Source organism: Flavobacterium aquicola, assembly GCF_003385115.1.
GTDB lineage: Bacteria > Bacteroidota > Bacteroidia > Flavobacteriales > Flavobacteriaceae > Flavobacterium > Flavobacterium aquicola.
On the sequence record NZ_QUNI01000007.1, the window covers coordinates 167,046 to 181,946 of the forward strand.

The 14,901-nt window shown below is 32.0% G+C and carries 12 protein-coding genes; 11 read left to right on the plus strand and 1 reads right to left on the minus strand.

Features of this window, described 5'->3' with window-relative positions:
• The first annotated feature begins 15 nt into the window (after window positions 1–15).
• Entirely contained in the window at window positions 16–951 is a 936-nt protein-coding gene (ctlX, locus tag C8P67_RS13505) for a citrulline utilization hydrolase CtlX (RefSeq protein ID WP_115813691.1), read from the plus strand.
• 64 nt (window positions 952–1,015) lie between these two features.
• Here ctlX and C8P67_RS13510 read toward each other — a convergent pair whose 3' ends face one another.
• Window positions 1,016–1,645 (minus strand): MarC family NAAT transporter, encoded by a 630-nt coding sequence (locus C8P67_RS13510; RefSeq protein ID WP_115813692.1) that lies wholly within the window; start codon window positions 1,643–1,645, stop codon window positions 1,016–1,018.
• A gap of 237 nt (window positions 1,646–1,882) precedes the next feature.
• Between C8P67_RS13510 and C8P67_RS13515 the strand changes: the two genes are divergently transcribed.
• The 10 genes from C8P67_RS13515 (at window position 1,883) to C8P67_RS13560 (ending at window position 14,898) form a co-directional block, all read left to right on the plus strand.
• Window positions 1,883–2,251 (plus strand): CoA-binding protein, encoded by a 369-nt coding sequence (locus C8P67_RS13515; protein ID WP_115813693.1) that lies wholly within the window; start codon window positions 1,883–1,885, stop codon window positions 2,249–2,251.
• Window positions 2,252–2,423: 172 nt separating this feature from the next.
• Window positions 2,424–3,044 carry a recombination mediator RecR gene (gene recR, locus C8P67_RS13520; RefSeq protein ID WP_115813694.1) on the plus strand — a complete coding sequence of 207 codons (621 nt, stop codon included), beginning with the start codon at window positions 2,424–2,426 and terminating at the stop codon, window positions 3,042–3,044.
• Window positions 3,045–3,115: 71 nt separating this feature from the next.
• Window positions 3,116–3,907, plus strand: a complete 792-nt coding sequence (locus C8P67_RS13525; protein ID WP_115813695.1) for a polysaccharide biosynthesis/export family protein — start codon at window positions 3,116–3,118, stop codon at window positions 3,905–3,907.
• Window positions 3,908–3,916: 9 nt separating this feature from the next.
• Entirely contained in the window at window positions 3,917–6,370 is a 2,454-nt protein-coding gene (locus tag C8P67_RS13530; protein ID WP_115813696.1) for a polysaccharide biosynthesis tyrosine autokinase, read from the plus strand.
• Between the two features lie 23 nt (window positions 6,371–6,393).
• Entirely contained in the window at window positions 6,394–7,386 is a 993-nt protein-coding gene (locus tag C8P67_RS13535) for an SDR family oxidoreductase (protein ID WP_115813697.1), read from the plus strand.
• Between the two features lie 11 nt (window positions 7,387–7,397).
• Window positions 7,398–8,789: a UDP-glucose 6-dehydrogenase gene (locus C8P67_RS13540; protein ID WP_115813698.1), complete on the plus strand. Its 1,392-nt coding sequence runs from the start codon at window positions 7,398–7,400 to the stop codon at window positions 8,787–8,789.
• 457 nt (window positions 8,790–9,246) lie between these two features.
• Window positions 9,247–10,569 (plus strand): nucleotide sugar dehydrogenase, encoded by a 1,323-nt coding sequence (locus C8P67_RS13545; protein ID WP_170141464.1) that lies wholly within the window; start codon window positions 9,247–9,249, stop codon window positions 10,567–10,569.
• Between the two features lie 74 nt (window positions 10,570–10,643).
• A complete protein-coding gene (rfbB, locus tag C8P67_RS13550) occupies window positions 10,644–11,690 on the plus strand; it encodes a dTDP-glucose 4,6-dehydratase (protein WP_115813699.1) in 1,047 nt (348 codons plus the stop codon).
• Between the two features lie 75 nt (window positions 11,691–11,765).
• Window positions 11,766–12,230: a UpxY family transcription antiterminator gene (locus tag C8P67_RS13555; RefSeq protein ID WP_115813700.1), complete on the plus strand. Its 465-nt coding sequence runs from the start codon at window positions 11,766–11,768 to the stop codon at window positions 12,228–12,230.
• 256 nt (window positions 12,231–12,486) lie between these two features.
• Complete coding sequence (locus C8P67_RS13560) at window positions 12,487–14,898, plus strand: SLBB domain-containing protein (RefSeq protein WP_115813701.1); 2,412 nt, start codon at window positions 12,487–12,489, stop codon at window positions 14,896–14,898.
• Window positions 14,899–14,901 lie beyond the last annotated feature (3 nt).

Sequence of the window (14,901 nt, forward strand, 5' to 3'; positions counted from 1 at the left end):
ATAAAAAATAAGAATATGACACAAACAACAAACTCTATTTTGATGATTCGGCCAGTTGCTTTTCGTATGAATGAGCAAACAGCAGTGAATAATTACTATCAAAAAGTTTTAGATGGTCTTTTGCCTGCAACAGTAAATGCAAAAGCGCAACAGGAATTTGATGTTTTTGTTGAAAAGCTTCGCGCAGTTGGGGTAGACGTAACAGTGGTAGATGATATTGAAAATGCAGATACTCCGGACAGTATTTTTCCAAATAATTGGATTTCTTTTCATGAGAATGGAGATGTAGCGCTTTATCCAATGTTTGCAGAGAACCGCCGTCAGGAACGCCGTGAGGATATTCTGGACATTCTAGAAGAAAAAGGATTTATAATCAATAATATTATGGATTATACTTCTGCCGAAGAAGATGGTTTTTTCTTAGAAGGAACTGGAAGTTTATTATTGGATAGAGAAAACGGTAAGGCATATTGTGCTCTTTCTCCAAGAGCTGATGAGGAATTATTTATTGAATTCTGTGAAGATTTTGAATTTACTCCTGTAATTTTTGAGGCTTTTCAAACGGTTAATAAGGAGCGAAAGCTAATTTACCATACTAATGTCATGATGTGTCTTGGAGATACATTTGCAGTAATCTGTGCTGATTCTATTGATGACAAAAAAGAGCGAAAAATGGTTCTTGACAGCATTAAGGGTGATGAAAAAGAAATTATTCTGATTACCGAAGAGCAAGTGAATAATTTTGCGGGTAATATGCTTGAAGTAAAAGGAGCGGATGATAGAAGATATTTAGTAATGAGTGCTTCGGCTCATCAAAGTCTGACTAAAAAACAAATTGCCCAGTTAGAAGAACATGTAACTATTTTAAGTTCAAATTTAGATACGATTGAAGCTTGTGGCGGAGGAAGCGCCCGATGTATGATGGCGGAGATTTTTTTGCCAAGAGAATAAAGATAAATTCCAAAAATTAAAATCCCAAATTCTATGTTATTGGAATTTGGGATTTTTTGTGGGATTACATCAAATTGCTTTTGATAATATTAATTAGAGCACTAACGATATATTGAATGCCAATTGCGACAACTATAAAACCCACTATTCTAGAAATTGCAACAATACCAGATGCTCCAAGTATTTGTGCTAAATAGTGAGCACTTCTTAAAATAATAAAAATAGCAACTGCAATTGCCAATATAGCTATGCTGGCGATAATTAGTTCATTAGTCTCATGATGTTCCTGATAAAAAGCAATTAATAAAGATATTGAACCAGGTCCGGCAAGCATTGGAATTGCTAGTGGTGTTAAAGCAATATCATTTCGTTTTTGAGCATCGGTTTCTATCTTTTTATTAATACCGCGTTTTTTATTGAATTTACCCGAAAGCAAAGAAAATCCCGAACTTACAATAATTAAGCCTCCTGCAATTCTTAAGGAATCAATACTGATTCCAAAAAAGCTTAAGACATATTTCCCTATAAAAAATGAAATTATAAGGATTAAAAAAACATTTATGGAAGTCCATAAGGAAATTCGCGAACGTTCTTGTTTGGAATCATCTTGCGTCAAGCCTACAAAAATAGGTACTGTTCCAATAGGATTTAATACAGAAAATAAAGCAACAAATAGGTAAATAAATAAATCCATCCAGTTTAGTTTTTTTGATTGTAAAATTACGATTTTCTGTATAATCAATTTTAAATAAGAGTTAGATTATTGTATACTTCAGAAAAAGGCTGTGCTAATAGTGAAATTTAAGTCACTAGTTTTTTAGAAGCAGTTTCTTCGAGCTTCAAATTTCTAATGCTGGATACGGGTTTAAAACAACTATTTAGTTAGTGCTTACTTGTTTTTGCTTACTTTTGCATTTCATAAAGATTTACAATGACAAAAAATAAAAAAACATTAATTATTGGAGCAACTACAAAGCCAGAAAGGGCCGCTTTTAAAGCAGTTAATATGCTTGTTGCAAAAGGACATTCTGTTCTTGCAGTAGGACAGAATGCAGGGGAAGTTGCAGGTGTGAAAATAAATACGAAAGCAATTCCAGTTAAAAATATTGATACTATTTCGTTGTACATAAATCCTTCCCGACAAAAAGATTATTATAATTATATTGTAGAAGCTAGTCCTAAACGTGTGTTATTTAACCCAGGAACAGAAAATCCAGAGTTTTATCAGCTTTTGGAATTAAACAATATTAAATTTGAGGCTGCCTGTACATTAGTCTTGCTGACTTTAAATAAGTATTAATTTTTTTAGAAAATATCTCCAGTCAGTTTCCTTAATTGTGACAACTGGAATATTCATAACAATTTGTATTTCCTTTTTTAAATAGGAATTTGTTTTTTTATAATTAGATATTCTTTTTAATTAAGGCTAATTTTGTAAATGACAATTTGTTGAATTGTTTACTTTTGTACCCATGGAATTTTCTTCAAAATTAATAGAAAAAGCAGTTAATGAAATGTCTCAATTGCCTGGAATCGGTAAAAGAACAGCCTTGAGATTGGTTTTGCATATTTTAAAGCAACCTAAAGAGCAAACAGCTTTTTTGGCTCAAGCATTGGTTACAATGCGTGAGGAAATTAAATATTGCAAAAGCTGTCATAATATATCTGATAAAGAAGTTTGTGAGATTTGTATCAATCCAAGCAGAAATCATCAAATTATATGTGTAGTAGAAGATATTCGAGATATTATGGCTATCGAGAATACTGGACAATTTAGAGGAATTTACCATGTTTTGGGAGGTAAAATTTCTCCAATTGATGGAGTAGGACCGAGTCAGCTTACAATTAATGCATTAGTAGAGAAAGCTAAATTAGGTGATGTCGCGGAGATTATTTTTGCATTAAGTTCCACAATGGAAGGAGATACAACTAATTTTTACATCTATAAACAAATAGCCGATTTAAAGATTGTAGTTTCTACAATTGCAAGAGGAATAGCTGTTGGAGACGAATTAGAATATGCTGATGAAATTACACTTGGCAGAAGTATACTGCATAGAGTACCTTTTGAAAAATCATTAAAAATTAATTAAAACTGTTATTATGCATTATAACTTTTTAATTAAGTAATCTAAAAACTATATTTGTTATTAAATAAATACGAATGAACAAGCAATTAGTCTATATTTTTTTATTTATCAGTGTATTATTTACGTCCTGTATTCCAGTAAAAGATTTGGTTTATCTCCAAAAAAAAGATAATTCTACAAAGGAAAATTCGATAGAAAAAATAGAATCAAAACCCTATCGGTTACAGACCCATGATGTAATAAGTATTTCTATTAAAGCATCAGATCCTAAATTGGTTTCCATTTTTAATCCCAGTGCAAATAGTTCTTCACCAAGTCATTCTGAATCGGGTCTTTATTTTGATGGTTTTACTGTAGATGATCATGGAAATATTAGAATTCCTGTTTTAGGAGAAATGAATGTTATGGGATTTACGCTGGAAGAAGTACGTCTTAGTGTTGAAAAACAATTGCTTGCTGATTACTTTAAGGACGATGCCAGTATTTTTGTTGTAGTAAAATTGGCTGGATTCCGTTATACAATAAACGGAGAGGTGGGAAGTACAGGAACAAAAACATTATTTCAGGAAAAAGTCAATATTATGGAAGCTGTTGCCAATGCCGGTGATATCAATATTACAGGAGATAGAAAATCAGTAACAATTATACGACAAACTCCCAACGGAACAGAGATGGAAAATCTTGATTTAACCAACATTAATGTAATGAATTCTCCTTATTATTTTTTACAGCCAAATGATTATGTATATGTAAAACCTCTTAAACAAAAAACTTGGGGTACTGGGAGTACAGGAATTCAGTCGTTGTCAACTATTATTACCCTATTATCCTTGCTTTCCACAACTTATTTGTTGCTTAAAAAATAATACCACAATATGCTAGATATTAAAGATTTTTCAGTTTTTGAAAACGGTCCAAGTTTTGATTTTAAGGGGTTTTTACTTAAAATAATAAGTTATTGGAAATGGTTTTTAATATCCATATGCATAACACTGACAATAGCATATCAGATTAATATACGTAAAGAAAAAATTTATAGTATCGAAACTTTGATATCTGCAAAAGAAGAAACGAACCCTCTCTTTACCTCTAGCACTAGTTTGGTTTTTAATTGGGGAGGAGCATCAGATCAGATCCAAACTATTTTAACCACATTACAGTCTCGTTCTCATAATGAGTTAGTGGTAGATAAACTGCAGTATTATGTTGATTATTTAGTTCAGGGTGAGTATAATCTTGTTGATGCCTATGGATCAGTTCCGTTTTATGTTGATATTGATAAAAAACAGGGACAATTAGCTGGAACTCTTATTGGAATTAAGTTTTTAACCGAAAATCAATACGAAATAAGAATCGTTTTTGGAGGAACTTCGGCTTCAATGATTCACTATATTGACAATAGCTATTCTAAAACTTCAGTTGCTGAGGGAGAGCTTATTAAGAAATATAAAGTCGGAGAGCAAGTAATATTACCTTTTCTAAACTGGAAACTGCAGATAAAAGACAATCCTGGATTGTATAAAGGAAATGAATATTTTGTTCGATTTAATGATTTCAATGCAACTGTTTCAGCTTATCGAAATTTGAATGTTAAGGCTGATGACAAAGGGAGTTCGATAATCACTTTGGGAATGCAAGGTACCAATAAAGCCAGAATGGTTGAGTATCTAAATTCTACTGTGAAGATGCTGATGAAAAGACAACTGGATAATAAAAATCTATTTGCAACTAATACAATTAATTTTATTGATAGTACGCTTGTTGCAATGGAATCTCAGTTAAAAAAAACTGGGGATGAGTTAAAATCTTTTAGAAAGGGCAAAAATATTTTTGAAGTTGAGGGAAATGGAGGGGCTAAATTTTCAGACAAAATTCTAGATTTTGATGTAGAAAAAGATGCAGTAAACAGAAAAATTACATATTATAATTCTTTAAAATCATATTTAAAAAACAGTGTTGATTATTCTAAACTGCCGGCTCCATCGGTGGCGGGGATTGAAGATCCAAATATTGTTGTCAATGTTTCTAAATTAATAGCGCTTTCCACTCAAAGATCGGAGATGGCTTATGCTGTTAAAAGTGAAAAAATATTTCGTGATTTTGACAATCAGATGGAAGCCGTTAAAAATGTTTTGTTAGAAAACATAACTACTGCCAAAGCATCTTTACAATATGATTTGGCATTAGTTGAAAGTAAAATTAATGAGACGGAAAGCAAGATCAAGAATCTTCCAGATGATCAGCAAGAATTGATTAAAATTAAAAGAAAATATGATCTGAATGATAATATCTATAGTACTTTCCTGCAAAAAAGGAGTGAGGCAGATATCGTAAAAGCAGCCAATTTATCAGATATTCATTTTATAGATCCAGCCAAAGATATAGGAGGAGGACTAATAGGACCAAAGACTGGGGTGAATTATATTTTAGCAATATTTCTTGGGTTATTGTTGCCATTGCTGGTAATTACTATTCTCTTTTTTGTAAATAATACTATTTATAATCCTGATGATGTTAGTAAATTGACATCAATTCCATTAATTGGTATAATAGGAGTAAATCCAGATAAAAACAGTTTAGCGGTTTTTGATAAACCTAAATCGGCATTATCTGAGTCTTTCAGGGCAATCAGATCATCACTTCAATTTCTGTACAAAAAGAGTAATGTGGCAGGAGCCAAAACACTTATGATAACATCGTCTGTCAGTGGTGAAGGTAAAACATTCTGTTCCATAAACATAGCGACTGTATTTGCTTTAAGTGAAAAGAAGACTGTAATTGTCGGGATGGATTTAAGGAAGCCAAAATTATTTGATGAATTTAATTTGGTCAATACCGTCGGGGTTGTAAATTATTTGATTAAAGATAAAAAATTAGATGAGATCGTAAATCATACTTCAATCCCCTATTTGGATGTAATACTGTCAGGTCCAATACCACCTAATCCAGCTGAATTAATTATGAACGATGGAATGAAAGAACTGATTGATGAACTTAAAATTAAGTATGATTATATTATTCTTGATACTCCTCCAGTTGGTCTAGTAGCTGATTCACTTGAATTAACACAATATTGTGATGTTACTTTGTATATTGTAAGACAAAATTTTACTAAAAAAGAGATGATAAGACTATTAAACAATAGAATTAATCGAGGAGAACTTCATAATACCAGTATCATTTTGAATGGTTTTGAAAATAAAGCAAAGTATGGAGGAGGCTATGGCTATGGCTATGGATACGGCAACGGAAATTATTCTAATGGTTACCATGAGACTGAGAAGAAAAAAAGTTTATTAGAGAAAATTACAATTAAAAAGTCAAAATAATATTCTATATAAATGTATATATAATGGCTAAAGATAAAAGCAGGACAATTCTAATTACGGGAGGGGCAGGATTTATTGGATCTAATTTATGTGAATATTTTTTGTCAAAAAGCTATAAAGTTGTTTGTTTAGATAATTTTGCCACAGGTTATAGATATAATTTGTCGGATTTTATTAACAACGAAAAATTTAGTTTGATTGAAGGTGATATCCGTAAAATAGAAACTTGTCATCAAGCAGTTCAAGGAGTTGATTATGTTTTACATCAAGCAGCATTAGGCTCAGTGCCAAGGTCAATAAATGATCCTGTTACAACGAATGATGTTAATGTTTCTGGTTTTTTGAACATGTTGGTAGCCTCAAGAGATGCTAATGTTAAGCGATTTGTATATGCGGCAAGTTCTTCGACTTATGGAGATTCTGTTGATTTGCCAAAGGTTGAAGAAGTTATAGGGAAACCCCTTTCTCCGTATGCCATTACAAAATACGTAAACGAATTATATGCGGAAATTTTTAGCAGAACTTATGGACTAGAAACCATCGGATTGCGTTATTTTAATGTATTTGGGCGGAAACAGGATCCAAATGGAGCATATGCTGCGGTCATTCCTAAATTTGTAATGCAGTTGATGAAGTATGAAAGTCCCAAAATAAACGGGGACGGAAATTATTCACGGGATTTCACTTATATTGATAATGTAATCCAGATGAATGAATTGGCAATGACTACTGAGAATCTTGAAGCTGTGAATACGGTTTACAATACAGCTTTTGGTGAGCGGAATACTTTAAATGATTTAGTAGGCTATTTAAAAACATACTTGGCAGAATATGATTCAAAAATTGCTGATGTAAGGATTGAATATGGATCTAACAGAGCTGGTGACATCCCTCATTCATTGGCGTGTATTGACAAAGCTAAAGATATGCTGGGATATAATCCCAAATTTTCTCTGCAAGAAGGATTGAAGGAGGCTTTAGATTGGTATTGGAATAATTTAAAAATAAATATATAAATATTAGACAAATGAAAATTACAAAGATTTGCTGTATCGGAGCTGGATACGTTGGAGGGCCAACAATGGCCGTTATTGCACAAAAATGTCCTCATATTCAAGTGACAGTTGTCGATTTAAATACAGAAAGAATTGCAGCATGGAATGATGAAAATACCGATAATATTCCAATTTATGAACCAGGCTTAGATAAAATTGTTGCAGAGGCAAGAGGAAGAAATCTGTTTTTTTCAACAGAAGTTGACAAGGCGATTGATGAAGCAGAAATTATTTTTATATCGGTAAATACACCTACAAAGACCTATGGAAAAGGAAAAGGACAGGCTGCTGATTTGAAATATATTGAATTATGTGCAAGGCAAATTGCTAGGGTTGCCAAACATGACAAAATTGTTGTTGAAAAGTCAACTCTGCCAGTTCGTACTGCAGAAGCTATTAAAAGTATACTTGACAACACAGGTAATGGAGTTCAATTTCAGATTTTATCCAACCCTGAATTTTTGGCGGAAGGAACTGCAGTTGAAGATTTATTAAGTCCAGACAGGATATTAATAGGCGGTAATACTACTGAAGAGGGGCAAAAAGCAATTCAAGCGTTAGTTGACGTGTATTCCAACTGGGTGAGCCCAGAGAAAATTCTAACTACCAATGTATGGTCATCAGAATTATCCAAATTGACTGCTAATGCTTTTTTAGCACAAAGAATTTCGTCTATTAACGCAATGTCTGAGCTGTGTGAAAAAACTGGTGCTGATGTTAATGAAGTTGCCAGAGCCATTGGAATGGATAGCAGAATAGGGCCTAAATTCTTAAAAGCTTCAGTAGGATTTGGAGGTTCCTGTTTTCAAAAAGACATATTGAATTTAGTTTATATCGCTAAATCATATGGGCTAAATGAAGTTGCAGATTACTGGGAACAGGTTATTATAATGAATGACTATCAAAAGCTTCGTTTTTCAAATAATATAGTTAAAACTCTTTACAATACTGTAGCCGATAAAAAGATTGCATTTTTGGGCTGGGCATTTAAGAAAGACACGAATGATACAAGAGAATCAGCAGCTATCTATGTTGCCGATGAATTAATAAATGAACAAGCAAAGATTGCAGTTTATGATCCTAAAGTATCGGAAAGAAAAGTTTTAGCTGATTTGGATTATCTTGAAACAAGAACAGCAGAGAAGAATGCTAAGAATGTTACTTCATTTAATAATGCCTATGATGCTTGTGAAGGTGCACATGCCATTGCTATATTGACTGAATGGGATGAATTTGCTGATTATGATTGGCAAAAAATTTATGATGGTATGCAAAAACCAGCTTTTATTTTTGATGGAAGGAATATATTAAACAAAGGAAAACTGGAAAAGATTGGATTTGTATATCAAGCTATAGGTTCTTAGTGTTTTAAATTATTGTATGAGTTTGGAAATATAGTTTTTACATTTAAAAATTTAAAAGGGGTTTAATTTTAAAAAATAAGCCCTTTTTTTTTGTTGTTTTTGTAAAAAGTGATGTAAAAGAATTTATTTGCGGTTTATTGTTTGTCTTGTAGAGTTGTTGATAGTTCATTATGATTGACAATAATTGTATTTGAATGAGTAAGTCTTTTATGTAGTTTTTGCTCTTGTATGGCAATAGCCACCATCACTAAAAATAGTGATTTTTTACATTGGTATTGAAGTGAAAAAAATAAATTTTACTGACTATTAGCTATTTATGTTTTTAGTTTGTGAAAACCTTTTTTTAGTTTTATAGGACGTTTTTTTTGATGCAATCGGATTCTTATTTTTATTACCTTTGTCAGCTTTATTTATAGGGGAGTTGTGTTTTGGTAATAAAAAAATAATTCTTTTATCTATGATTAGGAATTTAAAAAACAACAATAGTTTAAAGAAATTGAATAAGGACATAAAAATCGCGGTAATAGGTTTGGGATATGTTGGTTTGCCATTGGCCCGATTGTTTGCTACACAATTTTCAGTTGTAGGGTTTGATATTAATGTGTCAAGAATTGAAGCACTCAAGTCAGGCATAGATACTACACTTGAAGTAGATGGAGAAACACTGCAAAGGGTGCTAGTTGAAAAGAGCAGTGATGAAATAGGTCTTTACTGCAGTTCAGATATAAAAGATATAGCTCATTGTAATTATTTTATTGTTACTGTGCCTACCCCGGTTGATAAAAATAACCGCCCTGATTTAATGCCATTATATAAGTCCAGCGAAGCAGTTGGTTCTGTTTTGAAAAAGGGTGATATAGTGATATATGAATCTACTGTATATCCGGGAGTTACAGAGGAAGAATGTGTTCCTGTTCTGGAAAGAATATCTGGATTGCGATTCAATATTGATTTTTTTGCGGGTTATTCGCCAGAACGAATTAATCCAGGTGATAAAGAGCATACTGTTGATAAAATTTTAAAAATCACATCAGGATCCACTCCTGAAATTGGGCAAAAAATAGACAAATTGTATCAATCAGTTATCATTGCAGGAACTCATCTAGCACCTTCGATAAAAGTGGCTGAGGCGGCTAAAGTAATTGAGAATTCCCAACGAGACATTAACATTGCTTTTGTTAATGAATTGGCTAAAATTTTTAACCTTTTGGATATTGACACCGCTGCAGTACTTAAAGCGGCTGGAACAAAATGGAATTTTTTGCCTTTTAAACCAGGATTGGTTGGAGGGCACTGTATTGGAGTAGATCCTTATTATTTAGCCCAAAAGGCACAGGAAAAAGGGTATCACTCTGAAATAATTTTGGCGGGACGCCGTTTGAATGACAGTATGGGAGAATATGTTGCTTCTCAAACAGTGAAACTGATGATTAAAAAAGGAGTGACCATCAATGGAGCTAATTTATTGATGTTGGGTATTACTTTCAAAGAAAACTGCCCCGATGTTCGAAATACCAAAATTGTGGATGTAATTAAGGCATTAGAAGACTATGGAATTAAGGTTGCCATCTTTGATCCCTGGGCAAATCCTGCGGAGGTTAAGCATGAATATGGACTTGAAGTGATGAACGAATTTCCAGAAAATACTTTTGATGCTGTGGTTTTAGGTGTAGCCCATTCAGAGTTTATGGAAATGGATATTGCTTCCCTGCGAAAAGAATGCAGTATTTTGTATGATGTTAAAGGAGTTTTGAAAGAAGGTGTTGATGGAAGGCTGTAAAGGGATTATCTTTGCAGATTATTTTAAAAATTGATTTTTATAATACGGAAATATAGAAAGGGAAAATATAAATAATGAAGAAGATACTTATTACGGGGGGAGCGGGATTTATTGGTTCACATGTCGTAAGACGATTTGTAACTAATTATCCAGATTATCAAATATTTAATTTGGATGCCTTGACATATGCAGGAAATTTGGAAAACATTAAAGATATTCAGGAAGAGCCTAATTATAAATTTGTAAAAGGAGATATTACTGATGAAAGTTTTATAGATAATTTGTTTCAAAACCATCAGTTTGATGGAATAATTCATTTAGCTGCTGAATCTCACGTTGACCGTTCTATTGAAGATCCTTTGGCTTTTGTAAAAACCAATGTTATTGGAACTATGAATTTATTAAATGCTGCCAAAAAACAATGGTTTGGAAATTTTGAAGAAAAACTTTTTTATCATATAAGTACTGATGAGGTATATGGTTCGCTAGGCGCTGAAGGCCTTTTTACAGAGACGACACCTTATAATCCGAATTCGCCTTATTCCGCATCCAAAGCAAGTTCTGATCATTTCGTAAGAGCATATGGTGAAACTTATGGATTACCATATGTAATTACCAATTGCTCTAATAATTATGGGCCGAATCATTTTCCTGAAAAACTGATTCCTTTGTTTATTAATAATATCATTAATAATATACCCTTACCTGTGTATGGAGATGGGAACTACACTCGGGATTGGCTGTTCGTAAAGGATCATGCTGCAGCGATTGACCTTGTTTTTCATAATGGAAAGAATCATGAAACTTACAATATAGGAGGTTTTAATGAATGGAAAAATATTGATTTGGTTAAAGTTTTGTGTCAATTGATGGATCAAAAACTTGGTAGAATTAATGGTGAATCGGCTCAATTGATTACTTATGTGAGAGACAGGCCAGGACATGATCTGCGTTATGCAATTGATGCATCAAAAATAAATAGCGAGCTGGGCTGGAAGCCATCAGTTACTTTCGAACAAGGGCTGGAAATTACTATTGATTGGTATTTGAATAATAAAGAGTGGCTGTGTAATGTTACTTCTGGTTCATATTCATCTTATTATGAAAAACAGTATTCTTAAGAATTGGATGTTTGGCATAAGTTTATTTTGTATGAAGTCTATCTAAGTTGCGAAAGGAATTTAATAATTTAAAATATGAGCTGGTACGTAGTTTATACTAAGCCCAAATGGGAAAAGAAAGTTGCGGATCGGCTGATTGGAATTGGGGTTACGGCGTATTGTCCTTTAATAACTAAGGTTAGCCAATGGTCAGATAGAAAAAAAATAATTCAGGTACCGCTGTTTAATTCTTATATTTTTGTAAAAATTGAAGAAAAAGATCGAAATGTTATTTTTGGAATTACTGGTGCTGTACGTTACTTGTTTTGGTTAGGTAAACCAGCTATTGTCAAGGAAAAAGAGATCAAGACCATTCAAGATTGGTTAAGTGAGCCAAATGCTGTTGAGATAGTTGTTGAAAAATGGCAAAAAGGGGATAAAATTTTGTTGGAATCAGGGCCGTTTGTGTCTCAATCAGCTATTGTGCAGGAAATAAAACAAAATCATTACATTCTTGTTTTGGAATCATTAGGATGTATTCTAAAGGTTGAAAAGAAATAATTTATTTTTTGTTACAAGTAACAAATTAAATGTCAGGTTTATTTTTAAAAAAGAAGAAAAAAATCTTTTTTTTTAATATAAATTTGCAAACTCTTGGGGAAAAGTGACTAAAAATGGGACTCACTGTGGCGAAGCCATGTAGTAAACTTTTTTATAAGAAGATAAAATCTATTTAAGATAAGAGGTATTAAATTAACCTTATATTAAAATTAAGTTAGAATTCATATTGAAGTTTTATTAAGTAAAAAAATATACAATGAAAAAAATAATTACAGTTATTATCCTTTTTATGACTTTTTTCCAAACCAGTACTATAATTGCTCAGGATATTTTAAAAGGTAATGATTTAAGTACTATTAAAGTTGATAATTTAACTAGTAATGAAATAGATAAAATTAAATCACAATTGGCAAATAGTCAGATTTCTATTGATCAAGCGGAGCCTATGGTATTATCCAAAGGGATGAGTCCTATGGAATTTGCAAAATTAAAAGCGAGGTTAGCATCCTCAACTATTAATTCAAATAATGTTTCTAGTACAGGAACTGTTGGGGATATAACAGTAGCAACTGATCAAAATGTAGTTGAGTATAATAGTCCTAAAAAAAATGATGATATTTTAGTTTTTGGCTCTGAATTGTTTGATAATCCCTCTCTTAATTTTGCTCAAGATTTAAAATTAGCTACTCCCGTTAATTATATATTAGGACCTGGTGATGAATTGCAAATTGCTGTATATGGTGTACAAGAATTTAATAGTAATATAGCTGTTACTGCAGAAGGAAAAATCAGTATCCAATTCGTTGGACAAATTTCAGTTTCTGGAATGACTATTGAGGCAGCGACTCAAAAAATAAAGGGCGCAATAGCTAAAGTATATGGTACTGTAAAATCTGGGCAATCACAAGTAAGTGTGACTTTGAGTAAGATTCGAACTATAAAAGTGACTGTAATTGGAGGTAATCAGCCAGGTAATTACTCAGTTTCTTCATTGGCTACAGTTTTTAATGCATTGCATTTAGCAGGAGGTCCTGGTAAAAATGGTAGTTATAGAAATATTGAATTAATTCGAAATAATAAAGTTTTAAGAAAAATTGATGTCTATCGCTTTTTAGTAAAAGGAGATCAAGCAGATAATATTGGATTAAGAGACAATGATGTAATTAGAATTCCTGCGTACAGCCAGAGAGTTGTATTGTCAGGTGAAGTTAAACGACCTGGGATTTTCGAAATGAAAAATGGTGAAACATTTTCCGATTTATTATCATTTGCTTCGGGGTTTAATGAATTTGCATATACTGCTTCAGTTAATGTTGAACAAAAAACAGGTAAGGAATTTAAAGTTCTTGATATTAATGAAGAAAATTATTCAAGTTATATTCCTAAATCAGGAGATGTTTTTAAAGTATCAAGAATATTAGATCGATTCGAGAACCGTATTAAAATTGAAGGAGCTGTTTTCAGGCCAGACACTTATTCTTTTAAAGAAGGAATGAGAGTTTCAGATTTAGTTACGAAAGCTGAAGGATTAAAAGAAGATGCTTATACAAAAAGAGCAAAAATAATTCGTTTAAAATCTGATTTAACTTCAGAAATAGTAAATGTTGACCTAAATGCAGCATTAAAAGGAGATTTAAATGCAAATGTTGAGTTAAAAAGAGAGGATGTTTTTACTATTTATTCTGTTTTAGAATTTAGAGAAGAATATAAAATCTCTATAGATGGTGAAGTGAAAAATCCAGGAAAATATCCTTATTATGAAAATCTTACTTTAAATGATTTAATAGTTCAGGTAGGAGGATTTACTGGTTCAGCTTCAAAGAGAGTTGAAATTGCAAGAATGATTAAGTCTGATTCTATTAAAGAAAATGATTCCAAAAGAGTAGAAGTGTTTAATTTAGAGCTCACTCCAGAAAATGAGCAAATTAAGAATTTCCCTTTAGAACCTTTTGATGTTGTTAATATTCGCAGATTAGCTGTTTATGAAAAACCTTCAGTAGTGAAGATAAGTGGATCGGTTGTTTATCCAGGAAACTATGTTCTTGCAAATAAAAAAGAGTCAGTTTACTCAATAGTTATGCGTGCAGGCGGGTTAACTACCGATGCAAATTTTCAAGGATTGAAAATTAAGCGACCTATAAAAAGTGATCAAATTGAGGATATTGAAAATGTAAGTATTAATGTTAATGGAGATAATTCTCAAGAAAAATTATCTAAAAAGTTAGAGGATGAAATTAAATTTGCAACTATTCCTGTAAACTGGGAAAAAATAGTGAAAGATAAAGATCACTATTCAAATGTTACCCTATTTGGAGGAGATGAAATTATAGTATCTAAATTTAATGAAGGAGTAAAAATTGTTGGAAATGTTTTGTTAACATCGGAAATTCCATATCGAAAAAATAAGAATTTCAATTATTATATTGATGCTGTAGGAGGAATAGATAGTAAAGGTTGGAAAAAGAAAGCTTATATCATTTATCCAAATGGAAAAGCGGCAGTGGCAAAATCTTTTTTGTTTTTTAAATCTTATCCTAAAGTTTTACCAGATTCGCAAATAGTTGTACCTACTAAACCGGAAACAGATAAAATGAGTTCAGGTGAATTAGTAAGTATTGCAAGTGTAGTTACTAGTTTAGCGTTGTTAATAGTTACTGCTTTTAAATAAAAT

Coding starts and splice junctions, on each gene's coding strand:
- ctlX (WP_115813691.1), top strand. CDS start 16: ATGACACAAACAACAAACTCTATTTTGATGATTCGGCCAGTTGCTTTT.
- C8P67_RS13510 (WP_115813692.1), bottom strand. CDS start 1,645: ATGGATTTATTTATTTACCTATTTGTTGCTTTATTTTCTGTATTAAAT.
- C8P67_RS13515 (WP_115813693.1), top strand. CDS start 1,883: ATGACAAAAAATAAAAAAACATTAATTATTGGAGCAACTACAAAGCCA.
- recR (WP_115813694.1), top strand. CDS start 2,424: ATGGAATTTTCTTCAAAATTAATAGAAAAAGCAGTTAATGAAATGTCT.
- C8P67_RS13525 (WP_115813695.1), top strand. CDS start 3,116: ATGAACAAGCAATTAGTCTATATTTTTTTATTTATCAGTGTATTATTT.
- C8P67_RS13530 (WP_115813696.1), top strand. CDS start 3,917: ATGCTAGATATTAAAGATTTTTCAGTTTTTGAAAACGGTCCAAGTTTT.
- C8P67_RS13535 (WP_115813697.1), top strand. CDS start 6,394: ATGGCTAAAGATAAAAGCAGGACAATTCTAATTACGGGAGGGGCAGGA.
- C8P67_RS13540 (WP_115813698.1), top strand. CDS start 7,398: ATGAAAATTACAAAGATTTGCTGTATCGGAGCTGGATACGTTGGAGGG.
- C8P67_RS13545 (WP_170141464.1), top strand. CDS start 9,247: ATGATTAGGAATTTAAAAAACAACAATAGTTTAAAGAAATTGAATAAG.
- rfbB (WP_115813699.1), top strand. CDS start 10,644: ATGAAGAAGATACTTATTACGGGGGGAGCGGGATTTATTGGTTCACAT.
- C8P67_RS13555 (WP_115813700.1), top strand. CDS start 11,766: ATGAGCTGGTACGTAGTTTATACTAAGCCCAAATGGGAAAAGAAAGTT.
- C8P67_RS13560 (WP_115813701.1), top strand. CDS start 12,487: ATGAAAAAAATAATTACAGTTATTATCCTTTTTATGACTTTTTTCCAA.